Origin of the sequence: Pseudomonas sp. MF6396, from assembly GCF_002018915.1 — a bacterium.
Taxonomy (GTDB): domain Bacteria; phylum Pseudomonadota; class Gammaproteobacteria; order Pseudomonadales; family Pseudomonadaceae; genus Aquipseudomonas; species Aquipseudomonas palmensis.
In genome coordinates this window covers 130,798-147,368 of the sequence record NZ_MVOK01000009.1, presented here as the reverse complement: position 1 = coordinate 147,368, position 16,571 = coordinate 130,798, and the positions used below count along the sequence as shown (strand labels likewise).

At 65.0% G+C, this 16,571-nt stretch carries 12 protein-coding genes and 2 pseudogenes; 6 read left to right on the top strand and 8 right to left on the bottom strand.

Going from position 1 to position 16,571, the window contains the following annotated elements; translation table 11 throughout:
• The first annotated feature begins 228 nt into the window (after positions 1 to 228).
• Together MF6396_RS11705 and MF6396_RS11700 are read left to right on the top strand one after the other, a co-directional pair.
• Positions 229 to 843 (top strand): response regulator transcription factor, encoded by a 615-nt coding sequence (locus MF6396_RS11705; RefSeq protein ID WP_078480380.1) that lies wholly within the window; start codon positions 229 to 231, stop codon positions 841 to 843.
• A 7-nt stretch (positions 844 to 850) separates the two neighbouring features.
• Positions 851 to 4,147: an ATP-binding protein gene (locus tag MF6396_RS11700; RefSeq protein WP_078480379.1), complete on the top strand. Its 3,297-nt coding sequence runs from the start codon at positions 851 to 853 to the stop codon at positions 4,145 to 4,147.
• Between the two features lie 8 nt (positions 4,148 to 4,155).
• Here MF6396_RS11700 and MF6396_RS29465 read toward each other — a convergent pair.
• The 3 genes and pseudogenes from MF6396_RS29465 to MF6396_RS11690 all read right to left on the bottom strand — a co-directional run.
• Positions 4,156 to 4,572: pseudogene (locus MF6396_RS29465) on the bottom strand (methyl-accepting chemotaxis protein); the annotation flags it as partial.
• A gap of 120 nt (positions 4,573 to 4,692) precedes the next feature.
• Positions 4,693 to 5,475 (bottom strand): annotated as a pseudogene (locus MF6396_RS29460) (PAS domain-containing protein); the annotation flags it as partial.
• An 89-nt stretch (positions 5,476 to 5,564) separates the two neighbouring features.
• The gene (locus tag MF6396_RS11690; protein ID WP_078480378.1) at positions 5,565 to 6,584 is read right to left on the bottom strand and encodes a LacI family DNA-binding transcriptional regulator; all 1,020 of its coding nucleotides are present in this window, start codon (positions 6,582 to 6,584) and stop codon (positions 5,565 to 5,567) included.
• 207 nt (positions 6,585 to 6,791) lie between these two features.
• Between MF6396_RS11690 and MF6396_RS11685 the strand changes: the two genes are divergently transcribed.
• A complete protein-coding gene (locus MF6396_RS11685) occupies positions 6,792 to 7,331 on the top strand; it encodes a gluconokinase (protein WP_043861445.1) in 540 nt (179 codons plus the stop codon).
• 100 nt (positions 7,332 to 7,431) lie between these two features.
• Entirely contained in the window at positions 7,432 to 8,784 is a 1,353-nt protein-coding gene (locus MF6396_RS11680; protein ID WP_078480376.1) for a GntP family permease, read from the top strand.
• A gap of 80 nt (positions 8,785 to 8,864) precedes the next feature.
• Here MF6396_RS11680 and yiaY read toward each other — a convergent pair whose 3' ends face one another.
• From yiaY to MF6396_RS11660, 4 genes are all read right to left on the bottom strand, one after another.
• Positions 8,865 to 10,013, bottom strand: a complete 1,149-nt coding sequence (gene yiaY / locus MF6396_RS11675; RefSeq protein ID WP_078480375.1) for an L-threonine dehydrogenase — start codon at positions 10,011 to 10,013, stop codon at positions 8,865 to 8,867.
• A 78-nt stretch (positions 10,014 to 10,091) separates the two neighbouring features.
• Positions 10,092 to 11,654 (bottom strand): threonine ammonia-lyase, biosynthetic, encoded by a 1,563-nt coding sequence (gene ilvA / locus MF6396_RS11670; protein ID WP_078480374.1) that lies wholly within the window; start codon positions 11,652 to 11,654, stop codon positions 10,092 to 10,094.
• Positions 11,655 to 11,844: 190 nt separating this feature from the next.
• Positions 11,845 to 12,297: a PACE efflux transporter gene (locus MF6396_RS11665; protein ID WP_043861441.1), complete on the bottom strand. Its 453-nt coding sequence runs from the start codon at positions 12,295 to 12,297 to the stop codon at positions 11,845 to 11,847.
• A gap of 157 nt (positions 12,298 to 12,454) precedes the next feature.
• On the bottom strand, positions 12,455 to 13,126 hold the full coding sequence (locus tag MF6396_RS11660) for a DUF3313 domain-containing protein (RefSeq protein WP_043861440.1): 672 nt from the start codon (positions 13,124 to 13,126) through the stop codon (positions 12,455 to 12,457).
• Between the two features lie 81 nt (positions 13,127 to 13,207).
• Between MF6396_RS11660 and MF6396_RS11655 the strand changes: the two genes are divergently transcribed.
• Entirely contained in the window at positions 13,208 to 13,855 is a 648-nt protein-coding gene (locus MF6396_RS11655) for a DUF1345 domain-containing protein (RefSeq protein ID WP_078480372.1), read from the top strand.
• A 278-nt stretch (positions 13,856 to 14,133) separates the two neighbouring features.
• On the top strand, positions 14,134 to 14,391 hold the full coding sequence (locus MF6396_RS11650) for a DUF1652 domain-containing protein (RefSeq protein ID WP_043861439.1): 258 nt from the start codon (positions 14,134 to 14,136) through the stop codon (positions 14,389 to 14,391).
• Between the two features lie 9 nt (positions 14,392 to 14,400).
• Here the strand turns inward: MF6396_RS11650 and MF6396_RS11645 are convergent, their stop codons facing one another.
• A complete protein-coding gene (locus MF6396_RS11645) occupies positions 14,401 to 16,479 on the bottom strand; it encodes a putative bifunctional diguanylate cyclase/phosphodiesterase (RefSeq protein WP_058540139.1) in 2,079 nt (692 codons plus the stop codon).
• Between the last annotated feature and the right edge of the window lie 92 nt (positions 16,480 to 16,571).

The window sequence follows — 16,571 nt, the reverse complement described above, 5'->3', positions numbered from 1 at the left end:
ACAGCCTCTGCTAGCGATAACCGGCCCAGGCGATAGGAAATCGGCTACAGAACTTTCGAGCGCCTTGTAAGAAAAATCCTCTAATCGAACTGATTTCTTCCTCACTTCTATACTGGACGTACTCCTGCTGAGCGTTTCCACGTATCTTGGCCGCCTTGCCAGAGCCTGGGCAGGCGTCGCCCCGAACGGTTCGGGGCCTGGATCACCTCTCTGACAAGGAGTTGCGCGATGCCCAAAGTCTTGATCGTTGATGACCACACCACCATCCTCTTCGCCATCCGCACCCTGCTGGAGCGCGATGGCTACAACATCGTCGGTGAAGCCCGAGACGGCGCCAGTGCTGTCGAACTGGCGCGCAAGCTGCAGCCTGACGTGGTGATCCTCGATCTGGGGCTGCCACGCCTGGATGGCCTGAGCGTGCTGGAGCGGCTCAGCCAGTTGACCAACCCGCCACGTATCCTGGTATTGACCGGCCGCCCACCCCGGCTGTTCGCCCGCCGTTGCATCGAGTCCGGTGCCTCGGCATTCGTGCGCAAGGACGAAGACCTCGATATCCTGAGCGCCGCCCTCAAGGCCGTGCTCAACGGCTACTCCTACCTGCCCGATGCGTCACGCTTCAATGACCGGTCAAGCTCGGAACTCCAGCGCCTGGACAAGCTGTCCAACCGTGAGTTCGAGGTGCTGCGCCAGTTGGCCAAGGGCGCCAGCAACGGCGAAATCGCTACAACGATGATCCTCAGCGCCAAGACCATCAGCACCTACAAGACCCGCATCATGGAAAAGCTCGGGGTGGTATCGCTGGTTGAGTTGATCGATGTGGCCAACCGCAACGCACTGACCTGAGCCGCCCATGACCAAGCGTTGCCTGCCTGCCCTGCTGCTCGCCTGCCTGGTGCAGTGGCTGGCGATAAGCGCCATGGCACAGGAGCCGGGGGTTGCCCGCCAACTGCTCGGGCGCTCGGTCAGCAGCAGTGCGCCACCCCCGCTGACCCTCGCCGAACGTCGGTGGCTCAAGCACAAGCAGGTGCTGCGCCTGGGCACCTCGGCGCCGGACTACCCGCCCTTCGACATCAATGTGAGCCAGCACGACTATGAAGGGGTCAGCGCCGACTTCGCCGGCCTGATCGGCGAGCAGTTGAAGATCCCGGTGCAGGTGCTGCAGTTCCCGAACCGTATCCAGGCCATCGCCGCCCTGCACAGTGGCCAGATCGATCTGCTGGGCAGCGCCAACGGCTACGAAGCCGCCGACAGCGCACTGGTGATGAGCCAGCCCTACGCCGACGACCAGCCGATCATCGCGACCCCCGTCGGCGTGACCCATGACCCTGACGACCCGCTCGACGGGCTGACGCTGTCGATGGTCGAACACTACCTGCCACCGTCGCTGGTACGCCAGCTCTACCCCCGGGCGAACCTGCAACTGTACGCCTCGACCATGTCGGCCCTGTCGGCGGTGGCCCTGGGCCAGGCCGATGCATTCATCGGCGACGCGATCAGTTCCGACTACCTGATCGGCAAGAACTACCGCGAAAGCCTGCAGATCTCCCACTACGTCAAACCCCAGCGCTCTTCCTTCGGCTTTGCCCTGGTGCGCGAGAACACCGCGTTGCTGGACCTGGTGAACAAGGCATTGGGCAGCATCACCGACAGCGACCGGTTGAACGTGATGCGCCGCTGGACCAGCGGCGTGAGCAGCATCCTGCTCAACCGGGCGGACATCGCGCTGACCGACGAAGAGCGACACTGGATCGCGCAGCATCCCAGCGTGCGCGTGGTCATCAACAAGTACTTCGCGCCCCTGAGCTTCTTCGACGAAAACCAGCACTTTCGCGGCATCACCGCCGACGTGCTGGCGCAGATCAGCCTGCGCAGCGGCCTGAAGTTCCAGATCATCGAGACCGACTCGGTGCCCACCATGATCAGCATGGTCGAACAGGGCGAAGCCGAGGTCGTCGGCGCGCTCAACTATGGTGAGCAGCGCGCCAGAACCCTGGCCTTCACCCGCCCCTACCTGGCCAACCCGCGGGTGCTGGTGACCAGCGTGCGCGATACATCGATCCGCCACCCCGACCAGCTCGACGGCAAGCGCCTGGCGATCATTCGCGGTACACCGGTAAGCGCCGAACTGCGCCAGCGCTATCCCGCCATCAGCCTGATCGAAGTCGACGACCCGCTGGCACTGATGGAGTACGTGGCCCAGGGCCGCGCGGACGCGGCGCTCAGTTCGCAGATCAACGCCGCCTACTTCATCAGCCGCATGTTCAAGGACCGCCTGCGCATCGCCACCCTGCTGGACGACACCCCTGCCCTCGCCGCCTTCGCCACCGAACGTTCTTCGCCACTGCATGCGATATTGGAAAAATCCCTGCTCAGCATCCCGCCCGAGCAGATGACCCAGCTGGTCAATCGCTGGCGCATCAATGCCCTGATAAGCGACACGCCCTGGCGCAACTACCGCTCGCTGGTGCTGCAGATTCTGGGCATCGCGGTGGCGCTGGTGCTTGCCATAGCGTTGTGGAACCGTTACCTGCGCAAGCTGATGCAGCAACGCGCCGAGGCCGAGCAGGCCCTGCAACTGCAGCTGCGCATCAGCGAACACCTGCTCGAAGAGCTGCATGTGGCCAAGGAACAGGCCGACAGCGCCAACCACGCCAAGAGCACCTTCCTGACCACCATGAGCCACGAGATCCGCACCCCCATGAACGCGGTGATCGGCCTGCTCGAGCTTGCCCTGAAGGATGCCGCACAGGGCCGCACCGACGAGCACTCCCTGCAGGTGGCATTCGATTCGGCCAGCAGCCTGCTGGAGCTGATCGGCGACGTGCTGGACATCGCCCGCATCGAATCCGGACACATGAGCCTGGCGCCACAACCCACCGACCTGGGTGCGCTGGTACGCAGCACCGTGCAGGTGTTCGAAAGCAGCGCCCGTCTCAAGGACATCAGCCTGACCCAGGACCTGCAGCCCCCCGCCGCCCTGGTGGAGATCGACCCGCTGCGTTTTCGCCAGATCCTGTCCAACCTGGTGGGCAATGCCATCAAGTTCACCGAGCGCGGCGGCGTCAGCGTGCGCCTGCAGTGCCAGCCCACGCCGTGCGGCAAGCAGGTGCACATGCACCTGGTCGTCGAGGACAGCGGCATCGGCATCAGCCAGCCGGACCAGCAGCGCCTGTTCCACCCCTTCATCCAGGCCGGCAGCCAGCCGGCTCGCCAGGGCACCGGCCTGGGCCTGGTGATCAGCCGGACCCTGTGCGAACTGATGCAGGGCAGCCTGGAGCTGCACAGCACCCCGGGCCATGGCACCCAGGTCACGGTCAGCCTGCCGCTGATGCTGGCCAGCACTGCCAGTCAACCCGAGGAACCGGCCCAGGAGCCAACGGCCCAGGCCAGCCAGCGGCTGAACATCCTGGTGGTCGACGACTACCCCGCCAACCTCATGCTGCTGGAAAAGCAGCTGAGCGTGCTGGGCCATCGGGTAACCCAGGCCAGCGACGGCGCGGGCGGCCTGCAGGCCTGGCAGGCCGGGCGCTTCGACGCCGTGATCACCGACTGCAACATGCCCGGCATGGACGGCCACCAGCTGGCGCGCGAGATTCGTGCCCAGGAAGCCCAGGCGAATCGCCCGCCCTGCCTGATACTGGGCCTGACCGCCAACGCCCAGGCCGACGAACGCGAGCGCTGCCTGGCGTCGGGCATGGATGACTGCCTGTTCAAGCCGATCGGCCTGGGCGCCTTGAGCCGTCACCTGTCGGGGGTGGATACCCCCGAGCCGCAGACGCCACCCGAGCCCCGCGCCGAGGACAACAGCGGTTTCAACATCGACAACCTCAAGCACCTGACCCTGGGTGACCCACGGCTGATCAAGCGTCTGCTGACGGAGCTGGAGCGCAGCAGCGCCGAAGACCTCGAGGCGTTGCGTGCCCTGGGCTCAGGCGCGAGTCGACAGCAACTGCGCAGCCTGTCGCACCGCATCAAGGGCGGCGCCAAGATGCTCAAGGCCCATGGCCTGGTGGGGCACTGCGATGCGCTGGAGCAGGCCTGTACCGGCAAGGCCCCGGACAAGGCCATCGAGGCGTTGCTGGCGGCGCTGGAACAGAGCCTGAAGGATCTGCATGAACACCTGCAGCGATCCATCGCCGCCGGTTGAGATGAGGCTCAGTGCAGCTGCAGGGTCGAGTTGATCTGGCTGATGGCGTCCACCACGTGCTGCGAACCCTGCTGGATTTCCAGGATCACTTCCCCCGCCTCATTGGCCAGTTCCACCCCCAGCCCGGTGCGGCTGAGGCTCGACTGCATGCTGGCCACCGCATTGAGTGAAAGGTCGTGGTTCTGGCGCACCACATCGACGATCTCCAGGGTCGCCTTGCTGGTGCGTGCCGCCAGGCTGCGCACCTCGTCGGCCACCACGGCAAAGCCGCGGCCGTGCTCACCTGCCCGCGCCGCCTCGATGGCGGCGTTCAGGGCCAGCAGGTTGGTCTGGTCGGCAATGCTGCGGATGGTCTGCACGATCTGCCCGATCAGTTCCGACTGCTTGCTCACCGCATCGATGCTGCGGGCTGCGGCATTGAGCTCGCGGGAGATCTCCTCGATCACCTGCACCGTATGCTGCACCACCTCCGAGCCCTTGCGCGCGCAGGCATCGTTCTGCACCGAGGTGGCGTGGGCCGCTTCGGCCGCCGTCTGCTGGGTACACACCTGGTGGGTGATGTCGCTGGCGAACTTGACCACCTTGTACAGGCGGCCACGGGTATCGAAGATCGGGTTGTAGGAAGCTTCCAGGTACACCATCTGCCCGAGTTTGTTCTTGCGCTCGAAACGATGGGAATGGTACTCGCCGCGATTGAGCGAGGCCCAGAATGCCTTGTAGGCGCTCGACTCGCTTTCGCTGCGGTGGCAGAACAGGCTGTGGTGCTGGCCAATGACCTCCTCGGCCCGGTAATGCATGGTCTTGAGGAAGTTCTCGTTGGCACGGATCACATTGCCTTCGGGGGTGAACTCGACCATCGCCATGGAACGGCTGATGGCATTGATCAGGCTGTCGCTCTCATGCTCCTCGACCACCCGCCGGGTGATGTCGGAGGCGACCTTGATCACGCTGGTGACCTGCTGGTTGGCGCCGAACACCGGCATGTAGCTGGCCTCCAGCCATACATCGTGCCCGGCCTTGTCGCGCCGCAGAAAGGTACCGCTGTGGGCCTCGCCCCGCGCCAGGTCGCGCCACAGGGTGCGGTACGCATCGCTCTTGACGTAGTCGGGCTCGCAGAAAATGCGGTGGTGCTTGCCGATGATCTCCTCGGCGGCATAGCCCAGGGTGGAGCAGAAACGCTCGTTGGCTTCGAGAATCACCCCGTCGGGGCTGAACTCGATCATGGCCATCGAGCGACCTATGGCCGCAAGCTTGGCATTGGAGTGGTGTAACGCTTGGGTGCAACGCTCGATTTCAGCCAGGTCAGACTTGCGATGGGCGTTAAACATTGGTTACCACTCCATTGGCGGTTTTTGCTCAGCATAGATGCACTTCTGTACCCTGCAAGCCAACTGCCATCACCGTTTATCACCCCACGTCAACTGCTTTCGCGCACCATCAGTTCGAAGCCCAGGTCCTGGGTGCGCGGCTGCCCGCCCTTGCCGTCGAGCAACGCCAGCAGCGCCTGCGCAGCCTGCCGCCCCACGGCAGCGCGCGGGGTGCGAATGGAGGTCAGGCGCGGTACCAGGTGAGCCGATGCCGGCAGGTCGTTGAAGCCCACCATCGCCACCTGCCCCGGCACCTCGATGCCCTGGCGCAAGGCTTGCAGAATCGCGCCCTGGGCCAGGTCGTCGTTGCAGAAGAACAGCCCGTCCACCTCCGGGTGACGCTCGAGCAACTGGCTGAACAGCTCGCCGCCCAGGCCGATGGATGACGGCTGCGGTGCGAGCATTTCCAGTGCCGGGTCATACAGCCCTGCATCGTCGAGCGCCTGGCGGAACCCGTCAGCGCGTTGCATCACCCGCGGATCGAGCTGCGCGGCAATGAAGCCCAGGCGCCGCCGCCCGCGTTCGATCAGGTGCCGGGCAGCCGCGCGCCCGGCCTGCTGCTGGGAAAACCCGACCGAAGTGGCCGTGTCCGGCCCACCCAGCTCCATCATGTGCACGCAGGGCACACCACTGGCGGCCAGCATCTGCTGCGACGCCTCGGTGCGGTCAAAACCGGTAAGCAGCATGCCGCACGGCTGGTAGGCCAGGTAGTTGCGAATCAGGTTCTCCTCTTCGGCCACGTCGTAGTGGAAGTTGCCGATCAGCACTTCAAGGCCGCGCGGGCGCATCACGTCGTGGATGGCTTCGAGGGTTTCGATGAACAGCTGGTTGGACAGCGACGGAATCAGCACCACCACCGACTGGCTCTGTGCCGACGCCAACGCGCGGGCTGCCGGGTTGGCGACATAGCCCAGCGCTGCGGCAGCATCCTTGACCTTCTGCACCAGTTCCGGAGCAACCGTGCTGATGCCGCGCAGGGCGCGCGAGGCGGTGACCGGGGAAACCCCGGAAAGCCTGGCCACTTCAGCCAGGGTGGGACGACCGGTAGTACGGGAGCCAATGCGGGTCATGGGGGCTTTTATTTTTCGGCTTGCAAAGAGAAGGGAACGGGCACTAAGGTAGCGCTGTCTCAGACGTCAGGCAATGCATAACTGCAGGTGCACGGCGATGAGCGCCCAGACTGCTTTTACAAAACCAATAACAACCGGGTGGGAAGCCGCCGAGGCGTTGTCAGCCTCGGTCAAAGATAGCGCTATCTTGCCCCGCAGGAGGTACCGATGAACTCTCCCCTGTCCGCTATTGTGGTGATGGGCGTGGCTGGCTGCGGCAAGAGCTGCGTCGGTTCTGCCATCGCCGATTGCAGCGGCGGCCGCCTGATCGAAGGCGATGCCTTTCACCCTGCCGCCAACATCCAGAAGATGAGCGCCGGCATTCCCCTTGACGATGACGACCGCGCTGGCTGGCTGATCCGCCTGGGCGAAGAGCTGCAGGCCACCCTCAAGGCCGGCGAACGGCCGATCCTCACCTGCTCGGCGCTGAAAAAGCGCTACCGCGACGCCCTGCGCCACGCCGTACCCGACCTGGGCTTCGTGTTCCTCGAACTGACGCCCCAGGAAGCCGAACGCCGCGTGCTGGCACGCCCCGGCCACTTCATGCCGGCAAGCCTGATCGACAGCCAGTTCGCCGCCCTGGAGTCGCCGCGCGGCGAAACCCTGACCCTGACCCTGGACGCCACCCAACCCATCGCCCAGCTGGCCCGTCAGGTAGACACCTGGCTAAAGCCCTGCGGTGAGTCGGCACTGGCGCGAACTGCCTGATTTTCCGGCAGTTTTCCGGCTCACCAAAGATAGCGCTGTCTCGACTGCTGCACGCTGTAAAAGTTCCGCCCACAACAATGACAATACGAGGCACTGAACCATGTTCGGTCTGGCAACTGATACCTACCTCTTGCTTGATGCACTGGTGACCATCATCGGCCTGGTACTGCTGATCACCCACTTCAAGGTGCACCCTTTCGTGGCGCTGACCCTGGCCGCGGGCTTTCTGGGCCTGACCTCCGGCATGCCGGTAGCCAAAGTGATGAAGTCGTTCCAGGACGGTTTCGGGGGCGTACTCGGCTTTGTCGGGATCGTGCTGGCACTGGGCACCATGCTCGGCAAGCTGATGGCCGATTCCGGCGGCGCCGACCAGATCGCGCAAACCCTGATTCGCGCCTTCGGCAAGCAGAAGGTGCACTGGGCCATGATGTTCGCCGCCTTCCTGGTGGGCATCCCGCTGTTCTTCGAAATCGGCTTCGTGCTGCTGATACCCCTGGTGTTCATCGTGGCCCGGCGCACCGGGGTATCGCTGATCAAGATCGGCATTCCGCTGCTGGCCGGGCTGTCGGTGGTGCACGGGCTGGTGCCGCCGCACCCGGGCCCGCTGCTGGCCATCGGCGTGTTCGGCGCCGACATCGGCAAGACCATCTTCTACGGGCTGATCGTGGCGCTGCCCACGGCGATCATCGCCGGGCCGCTGTACGGCACGTTCATTTCGCGGTACATCCCCGGCTCGCCGTCCCAGGAGCTGATGGACCAGATCGCCCGCGAAGCCGAGCGCACGCAACTGCCCAGCTTCGCCATCACGCTGGTGACCATCCTGCTGCCGGTGTTCCTGATGCTGCTCAAGACCTTCGCCGACGTGGTACTGCCGGCCGAGCACATCTTTCGCCAGTGGATGGACCTGATCGGGCACCCGATCACGGCGCTGCTGGCAGCCCTGCTGCTGGCCTTCTACACCTTCGGCTCGGCCCAGGGCTTCAGCCGCCAGCAGATCATGAAGATGCTCGACCAGAGCCTGGCGCCTACGGCGGCAATCGTGCTGATCGTGGGCGCCGGGGGCGGCTTCAAGCAGATGCTGGTGGATACCGGTGTGGGCAACGTGATCGGTCAGATGGCGGTGCAGGCGCAGATCTCGCCGATCATGCTGGCCTGGCTGGTGGCGGCGGTGATTCGCATCGCCACGGGCTCGGCGACGGTGGCGACCATTACCGGTGCGGGTATCGTGGCCCCGGTGATCGCCATGATACCGGGCGTGAACCGCGAGCTGCTGGTGCTGGCCACGGGGGCCGGCTCGCTGATCCTGTCGCATGTCAACGATGCGGGCTTCTGGCTGGTCAAGCAGTACTTCAACATGACCGTGGCCGAAACCTTCAAGACCTGGAGCATGATGGAAACCATCCTGTCGGTGGTGGGCATCATCTTCATCATGCTGTTGTCGCTGGTGGTCTGACGGCATCGCCGCAAAGCCAGCCCACAGGTTCTGGCTGTACCGCAGAACCCTGTGGAAGCTGGCTTGCCAGCGAAGATGCGCTAGAAGGCTGCCTTGAAGATCGCCTCGATCTCGGCCTGGCTGGCCCGCCGCGGGTTGGTCAGGCCGCAGGCATCCTTGAGCGCGTTGGCCGCCAGGGTCGGCACATCCGCCACCTGCGCACCCAGCACCTCCAGCCCCGGCGGTATCTCGATATCGTCGCTCAGTTGCACGATGGCCTGGATCGCCGCATCGGCACCCTGCGCCGCGTTCAGCCCCTCCACCGCCACGCCCATCGCCTGTGCCACATCACGCAGGCGCGCCGCGCTCACCGCCGCATTGAAGCGCTGCACATGGGGCAGCAGCACCGCGTTGCACACCCCGTGCGGCAGGTCGTAGAAGCCACCGAGCTGATGCGCCATCGCATGCACGAACCCCAGCGAAGCATTGTTGAACGCCATGCCGGCGAGGAACTGCGCATAGGCCATGTTCTCCCGCGCGGTCAGGTCCTGCCCGTCGATCACCGCCTGGCGCAGGTTGCGGCTGATCAGCTCGATGGCCTTGAGTGCGCAGGCGTCGGTGATCGGCGTGGCCGCCGTGGATACATAGGCCTCGATGGCGTGGGTCAGTGCATCCATACCGGTGGCCGCCGTCAGCGACCTGGGCATGCCGACCATCAGCGCCGGGTCGTTCACCGACAGCAACGGGGTGACGTTGCGGTCGACGATGGCCATTTTCACGTGGCGCGCCTCGTCGGTGATGATGCAGAAGCGCGTCATCTCGCTGGCCGTACCGGCCGTGGTATTGATCGCGATCAGCGGCAATTGCGGCTTGGCGGAGCGGTCGACCCCTTCGTAGTCGCCGATGTGCCCGCCATTGGTGGCACACAGGGCAATGCCCTTGGCGCAGTCGTGGGGTGAACCGCCGCCCAGCGAAATCACGCAGTCGCAGTGCTCGCGCTTGAGCATCGCCAGGCCCTGCTCCACGTTGGCGATGCTCGGGTTGGGCTTGGCGCCGTCGAACACCACCGAGTCGATGTCACGCATCGCCAGCTGCTCGGCGATTCGCTGTGCCACGCCGGCCTTGGCCAGCCCGGTATCGGTGACGATCAACGCCTTGGCAAAGCCATAGCCGACAATGGCGGTCATGGCTTCGTCCAGGCAGTCGATGCCCATGATGTTGACGGCTGGGATGAAAAACGTGCTGCTCATGGCGGTATTCCTCAGGCTTTATATCTCTGCCTCAAGGATCCGCCCGTGGGCCACAGGGCATGTTGATCCAGCGCAAAGTCAGCCAAGAAACAGCCGATAGGCCGGGTTGTCGGTCTCGTCCCAGTAGCGATAGCCCATGCCGTCGAGGGTGCCTGGCAACTGCGCCAGCTCATCGTCCGGCACCTGCAGCGCCACGAACACCCGCGCCTCGGCAGCCCCGTGGTTGCGGTAGTGGAACAGGCTGATGTTCCAGCGCTTGCCCAGGCGCTCAAGAAAGCCCAGCAAGGCGCCAGGACGCTCCGGGAACTCGAAGCGCAGCACCCGCTCGTCGAGCGAGGGGGCCGAGTGGCCGCCCACGGTGTGGCGGATATGCAACTTGGCCAGCTCGTTCTCGGTCAGGTCCAGCACCTCGTAGCCCTGCCCGGCCAGGCTGGCCAGCAACTGCGCGCGCGGGTCGGTGTGCGGGTGGGTCTGCACGCCGACGAACAGGCGGGCCTCCTTGCCGGGCTGGTAGCGGTAGTTGAACTCGGTGATCTGGCGCTGGCCCAGGGCCTGGCAGAAGGCGCGGAAGCTGCCCGGCTGCTCGGGGATGGTCACCGCGATGACCGCCTCGCGCTGCTCGCCCAGTTCGGCGCGTTCGGCCACATGGCGCAGGCGGTCGAAGTTGACGTTGGCACCGGAGTCGATTGCCACCAGGGTCTGGCCCGTCACACCGCGGCTGGCCACGTACTTCTTGATCCCGGCCACCGCCAGCGCACCGGAAGGCTCGGTGATCGAGCGGGTGTCGTCGTAGATGTCCTTGATGGCCGCGCACAGCTCGTCGCTGCTGACCGTGACCACTTCGTCCACGTAATGCCGGCACACCTCGAAGCAATGCGCGCCGATCTGCGCAACCGCCACGCCGTCGGCGAAGGTGCCGACCTGGGGCAGCACCACCCTCTGGCCAGCGGCCAGCGCGGCCTGCAGGCAGTTAGAGTCATGCGGCTCGACGCCGATCACCTTTACCTGCGGGCGCAGGTACTTGACGTAGGCGGCGATGCCGGCGATCAGGCCGCCGCCACCCACCGGCACGAAGATCGCGTCCAGCTCGCCCGGTTGCTGGCGCAGGATATCCATGGCCACGGTGCCCTGCCCTGCAATCACGTCCGGGTCGTCGAACGGTGGCACGAACGTGGCGCCTTCGCTCTGGGCCAGTTGCAGCGCATGGGCCAGCGCCCGCGGGAAGCTGTCACCGTGCAGCACCACATTGCCGCCACGCGAGCGCACCCCTTCGATCTTCAGCGCCGGAGTGGTGGTGGGCATCACGATGGTGGCGCGCATGCCCAGTTCACGGGCGGCCAGCGCCACGCCCTGGGCATGGTTGCCGGCGGACGCGGTGATCACCCCGCGCTCGCGCTGCTCGGTGCTCAGGCGACTGAGACGGGTGTAGGCCCCGCGGATCTTGAAGGAAAAGGTCGGCTGCAGGTCTTCGCGCTTGAGCAGCACGTTGTTGCCCAGGGTCTCGGACAGTGCCCGGGCGGGCTGCAGGGGCGTCTCGATGGCCAGGTCATATACCGGTGCGGCAAGAATCCTTCGCACGTAGTCCGACAGCAGGCTGGTGGCGCTGGTCGAGGTGCTGGGGCAGACGGTAAGGCTGGTCATCGGTGACTCCTGGTTTTTTTTGAAGTGCCCAGGAGTCAGAAAGGAAAAACCCGCCTCCAGGGCGGGTTAGGTGCAAGGTGCTCGCTAGCCCGCCAATCTGATAATGGCGGTAATAATGCTGTGCGAAGGCAACGCTGCGAATAAGGTCATGGCAGCGAAACTAGCCCACGGCCTTTTTCAAGTCAATCATTCATTTTGCGCTCGTGCAGGCTTGCACGCCGCGTTCGTGCGCCGATTCGGGCACGCCGAACACCCGGTCGAAGCCCCACTGGAACACGAAGGCGTACACGAAGAAGAACACGAACAGCGCAAGGTTGGTGCCCAGTGCCGCCCACAGGCTGATGTCCAGCCACCAGGCCACCACCGGCAGCAGGATCAGCACCAGCCCGCCCTCGAAGCCGATGGCATGCAGCAGGCGCCGTACGAAGGTGCGGCTGCGTCGGGCCTGACGTGCCTCCCAGAACTCGAACAGGTAGTTGTAGAGCATGTTCCAGCCCAGGGCCATGCCCGACATGATCACCGACAGCACGGTGGAATGGGCCATGCCCTCATCGAAGGCCAACGCCAGGGCCGGTGCGACACAGGCCACCGCGATGACTTCGTACAGAATGGCCTGGGTGATCTTGCGGGTAACGCCTTGCATGACGGGCTCCTTTCAACGGTATGCCGCGCAGGCTAGGCTGATTGAAGCCGGGTTTCAATGGTGAAGCGGTCAACTGTCGTCGGCCCGCTGGGGCCGGCAGACCGGCCAACACGCTGCCAGGCCATTGCGAGGCTCCCCGAATGGCCTGGCACAGGGCTCAATGGCCCTTGAGCTTGAGGTAGGACTGGTGCAGGTCGGACGCCCAGCCATCGAGCACTGCCTTCACATCGTCGGCCTTCATCACCTGGCTGTCGTTTTCCAGCGGCTTGCCACTACCCTTGCGCACCACCTGGGCGAGCACCTTGTTGTTGCCGCCATCCAGAAACTGCGCCTCGGTGGCGATATCGGTTTCCTGGTCGCGGATGCCCGAGGCCGTGCTCACCGCTGCCGCCACCAGCGCCACCGGAATCACTTCGTATGCCTTCAGGCCCTCGGTCTTGCTGCTGACGGCCGTGATCGCCGGGCGTACCACGATCACCCCCGGGCCAGGGCCGGTGGCCAGCGGCAACGACTTGCCCAGCTCGCGCTTGAGCGCCTGGTCGTAGTAGTGGGTGATGCCTTGCAGGGTGCTCTGCGGAATCCGCGCGGTAGGTTGCGGCTTGGGATACAGCTGGCTGGGCTCGATGTATACGCTGGTGTAGCGGTCGAGCTTGAGGTTCGGGTCGATCCAGCGCATCACCGTGGCACCGGAGGGCGAGGTGGTCTGCTTGAGACGGCTGTAGTCCTTGAGGAACCCGGAGTACTCGTCGGGCTGCACGGTGCTGCTCGAACAACCGGCCAGGCCCAGCCCGGCCAGGCACAGGGTGCCGATGATCAATGCGTGTTTCATGCGGTCGCTCCAGTGGCGCCTGAAGAAAGGCTTCCTAGGTATAGGCTACAGTTGGCGGTGCATCCATCGACGTGAGGCAACATGGCATTCCACAAACTGGCCCATACCCACCCGCGCCTCAGCGCCGCCGCACTGGTCGGCTGCCTGGGCGGCGTGTTCATCCCGGCAGACAACCTGGTGCAACACATCCTGGCGGGCTGGAACCTCGGGGTCTGGCTGTACCTGCTGCTGGTGTTCTGGCTGACCCTGCGGGCAAAACCGGGCCAGGTGCGCAAGGTGGCCTGCATCGAGGACGAAAATGCCGGGATGGTGCTGTTTACCGTGAGTATCGCGGCCATCGCCAGCCTTGCCGCAGTCACCCTGCAACTGGCCAGCAGCAAGGGCCTGACCGGCAGCACCCAGGCCCTGCACTACCTGTACACCGGCCTCACCGTGGCCGGCTCGTGGCTGCTGATCGGCACCATCTTCAGCCTGCACTATGCGCGCCTGTTCTACACCAGCACCGCCAAGCAGCCGCTGCTGCGCTTTCCAGACGAGGAGCGCAACCCCGATTACTGGGACTTCCACTACTTCTCGTTCACCCTCAGCGTCGCGGTGCAAACCTCCGATGTGGGCGTCGCCGGGCGTGAACTGCGCCGGGTGGTGCTGGCCCACTCGGTGATCGGTTTCGTGTTCAACACCGCTATTCTGGGTTTCACCATCAACATCGCCGCCGGCCTGCTCAGCTGAGCCCGCCGCTGGTCTGAAATACCCGTGGCCCCACCCTGCCCGCTTCAGCGGCCATGACAGCCTCACCCGCCGCAATGCGGACCACGCAAACGCTTGCGCAACCCACACATAGCAAAAAGCCATTGTGACGCAGGTCAAACATCCTGCAACGGGGCGCAAACAAGCGGCGGACAGCGGCCGCATCGGTGCTATGGTTAGGGTCTTGGCCTTCCCTGGGCAGCGTGTCCCGGGTACAGGCATGCTCAGCGAATCGGGGTCAGCTGTAAAAGGAGGCCGGCATGAACAAGCTCACGTTTCCCAACGCCTGCCAGATGATGCGCTGGCACTTCCATCCCCTGGGCTTTGAAGCCAGCATGGATGCACCGCGCAGCATGGTGGCGCGCGTGTTCGACCGCGCCACCGGCGAAACCCTGCTGGCGATTGCCGGCATTCCGTGCGCCACACTGATGGCGGCGTCGGATGTGGAGCGCATCATCGAAGCGGTGGAAGACGAGCTTGAAGCGTTCCAGCCCTCGTGTGCGCTGCGCTCGGCCTGACGCTGGCGCTCAGGCCTGCCCCACCGCCAGTCTCTCGATATCAGCCATGAAACGCTCGGCCGGCAGCGGCTGACCGAGCAGGTACCCTTGCAGCGAATCACACCCCAGACGGGTCAGGAAGTCCTGCTGGCGGTCGGTTTCCACCCCTTCGGCAACAATCCTCAACCCCAGTGCCTGCCCCAGCGCCACGATGGCCGACACGATCGCGGCATCGTCGCTGTCCTGCTCCAGGTCGCGCACGAAGCCACGGTCGATCTTCAGCTCGTTGGCCGGCAGGCGCTTCAAGTACATCAGGCTTGAGTAGCCGGTACCGAAATCGTCGATGGACAGGTCCACGCCCATGTCCGACAGGCGCTGCAACACCATCAGGCTCGCATCGGCGTCGTGCATGGCGGTGGTTTCGGTGATCTCCAGGGTCAGGCTGTTGGCCGGCAGGCGATGACGCTGCAAGGCCGACGCCACGCTGTCAACCAGCCCGGCATGGCAGAACTGGATGGCCGACAGGTTCACTGCAACCCGCCAGTTTTCATAGCCCTGGTCCATCCAGCTGCGCATCTGGCGGCAGGCCTCGTCCAGCACCCACTCGCCGATCGGGATGATCAACCCGGTTTTTTCCGCCAGCTGGATGAAGCGATCGGGCAGCAACATGCCGTGCTGCGGGTGCTCCCAGCGCAGCAGGGCCTCGGCACCGATAGGCTGGCGCCCCACCGCATCGAACTTGGGCTGGTAGAACAGGCGCAACTGGCGCTGCTCCAGCGCCATGCGCAGGTCCTGCAGCAACTGCAGCTGCAGGCGCGCGTTGCTGTTCATCGACACATCGAAAAAGCTGTAGGCGTTCTTGCCGGCGCTCTTGGCGTGGTACATGGCCGCGTCGGCATTGCGCAGCAGCTCCATCTGGTCGGCGCCGTTGCCGGGGTACAACACGATGCCGACGCTGGCGGAGATCTGCAGGCTCTGCTCGGCCACCCGGAACGGGCGCGACACCAGGTTGACCTGCTTGGCGGCCACCCCCACCGCGTCTTCAGGCTCGTCCAGCTCCACCAGCAGCACGAACTCGTCACCGCCGATGCGCGCCAGGGTGTCCTGGCTGTGCAGGTGGCCGCGCAGGCGCATCGCCACCTCCTTGAGCAACTGGTCGCCGGTGTGATGGCCGAACGCGTCGTTGACCGGCTTGAACCCGTCCAGGTCGATGAACATCAGCGCAAAGCAGCCGCCCTGCTCGGCCACCTTGGCGATGGCCTGCTCGATGCGGTCGGTCAGCAGGCTGCGGTTGGGCAGCCCGGTGAGGGTGTCGTGCAGCGCCAGCTGGGTCAGCTCCTGGTTGGCCAGGGTCAGCGATTGCGCCAGCTCCGCAGTGCGCGCCTCCAGGCGTGCATCCAGCACCGAGGTCAGCAGCGCCACCGCCAGCACCGCCAGGGTGGTGATCAGCACCAGGTAGTCCAGGCCACTGCCGCTGAGCCCACCGTCCAGCGCGCCACAGAAGCTGCCGTCGGCAAAATTGGCCGCTGCCATGCCGGTGTAGTGCATGCCGACGATGGCAATGCCCATCACCACGGCGGCGCCGCCGCGAATCTGGCGTACATACGGGGTATTGCGGCGCAGGCGGAAGGCGATCCACAGTGCGGCCACCGACGCGCCTACTGCAATCAACAGCGAGGCGGCGAACAGCAGCGGGTCGTAGTCGATGCCCGGTTGCATCTGCATGGCGGCCATGCCGGTGTAATGCATGCTGCTGATGCCCGCGCCCATGATCAGCGCCCCCAGCGCCAGCACGCGGCCCGGCAGGCTCGGCTGGCTCACCAGCCACAGTGCGAAGCCCGACGAAAGCACCGAGATCACCAGCGACAGCGCGGTGAGGCTCAGGTCGTAGCCCAGCTCGATGGGCAGGCTGAAGGCAAGCATGCCGATGAAGTGCATCGACCAGATCCCGGTGCCCAGGGCCAGAGCACCGCCGACCATCCACAGGTACGCGGCACGGCCCTTGGCGGTGGCGATGCGCCCGGTCAGGTCCAGCGCCGTGTAGGACGCCAGAATCGCCACGCACAGCGAAATCAGGACCAGCGAGGAGGAATAACTACCGTTGAGCATGAAGGTTCCAAGGCCCGGTTGACGGGCGCTGTCCCGGCCCGGTGAAAAACCGATGATTGTACTCAACCTTTAGCGAAACGCACGGAGTTTCC

Excerpts from the sequence above, each read along its gene's own strand:
- MF6396_RS11705 (WP_078480380.1), top strand. The coding sequence starts at position 229 with ATGCCCAAAGTCTTGATCGTTGATGACCACACCACCATCCTCTTCGCC.
- MF6396_RS11700 (WP_078480379.1), top strand. The coding sequence starts at position 851 with ATGACCAAGCGTTGCCTGCCTGCCCTGCTGCTCGCCTGCCTGGTGCAG.
- MF6396_RS11690 (WP_078480378.1), bottom strand. The coding sequence starts at position 6,584 with ATGACCCGCATTGGCTCCCGTACTACCGGTCGTCCCACCCTGGCTGAA.
- MF6396_RS11685 (WP_043861445.1), top strand. The coding sequence starts at position 6,792 with ATGAACTCTCCCCTGTCCGCTATTGTGGTGATGGGCGTGGCTGGCTGC.
- MF6396_RS11680 (WP_078480376.1), top strand. The coding sequence starts at position 7,432 with ATGTTCGGTCTGGCAACTGATACCTACCTCTTGCTTGATGCACTGGTG.
- yiaY (WP_078480375.1), bottom strand. The coding sequence starts at position 10,013 with ATGAGCAGCACGTTTTTCATCCCAGCCGTCAACATCATGGGCATCGAC.
- ilvA (WP_078480374.1), bottom strand. The coding sequence starts at position 11,654 with ATGACCAGCCTTACCGTCTGCCCCAGCACCTCGACCAGCGCCACCAGC.
- MF6396_RS11665 (WP_043861441.1), bottom strand. The coding sequence starts at position 12,297 with ATGCAAGGCGTTACCCGCAAGATCACCCAGGCCATTCTGTACGAAGTC.
- MF6396_RS11660 (WP_043861440.1), bottom strand. The coding sequence starts at position 13,126 with ATGAAACACGCATTGATCATCGGCACCCTGTGCCTGGCCGGGCTGGGC.
- MF6396_RS11655 (WP_078480372.1), top strand. The coding sequence starts at position 13,208 with ATGGCATTCCACAAACTGGCCCATACCCACCCGCGCCTCAGCGCCGCC.
- MF6396_RS11650 (WP_043861439.1), top strand. The coding sequence starts at position 14,134 with ATGAACAAGCTCACGTTTCCCAACGCCTGCCAGATGATGCGCTGGCAC.
- MF6396_RS11645 (WP_058540139.1), bottom strand. The coding sequence starts at position 16,479 with ATGCTCAACGGTAGTTATTCCTCCTCGCTGGTCCTGATTTCGCTGTGC.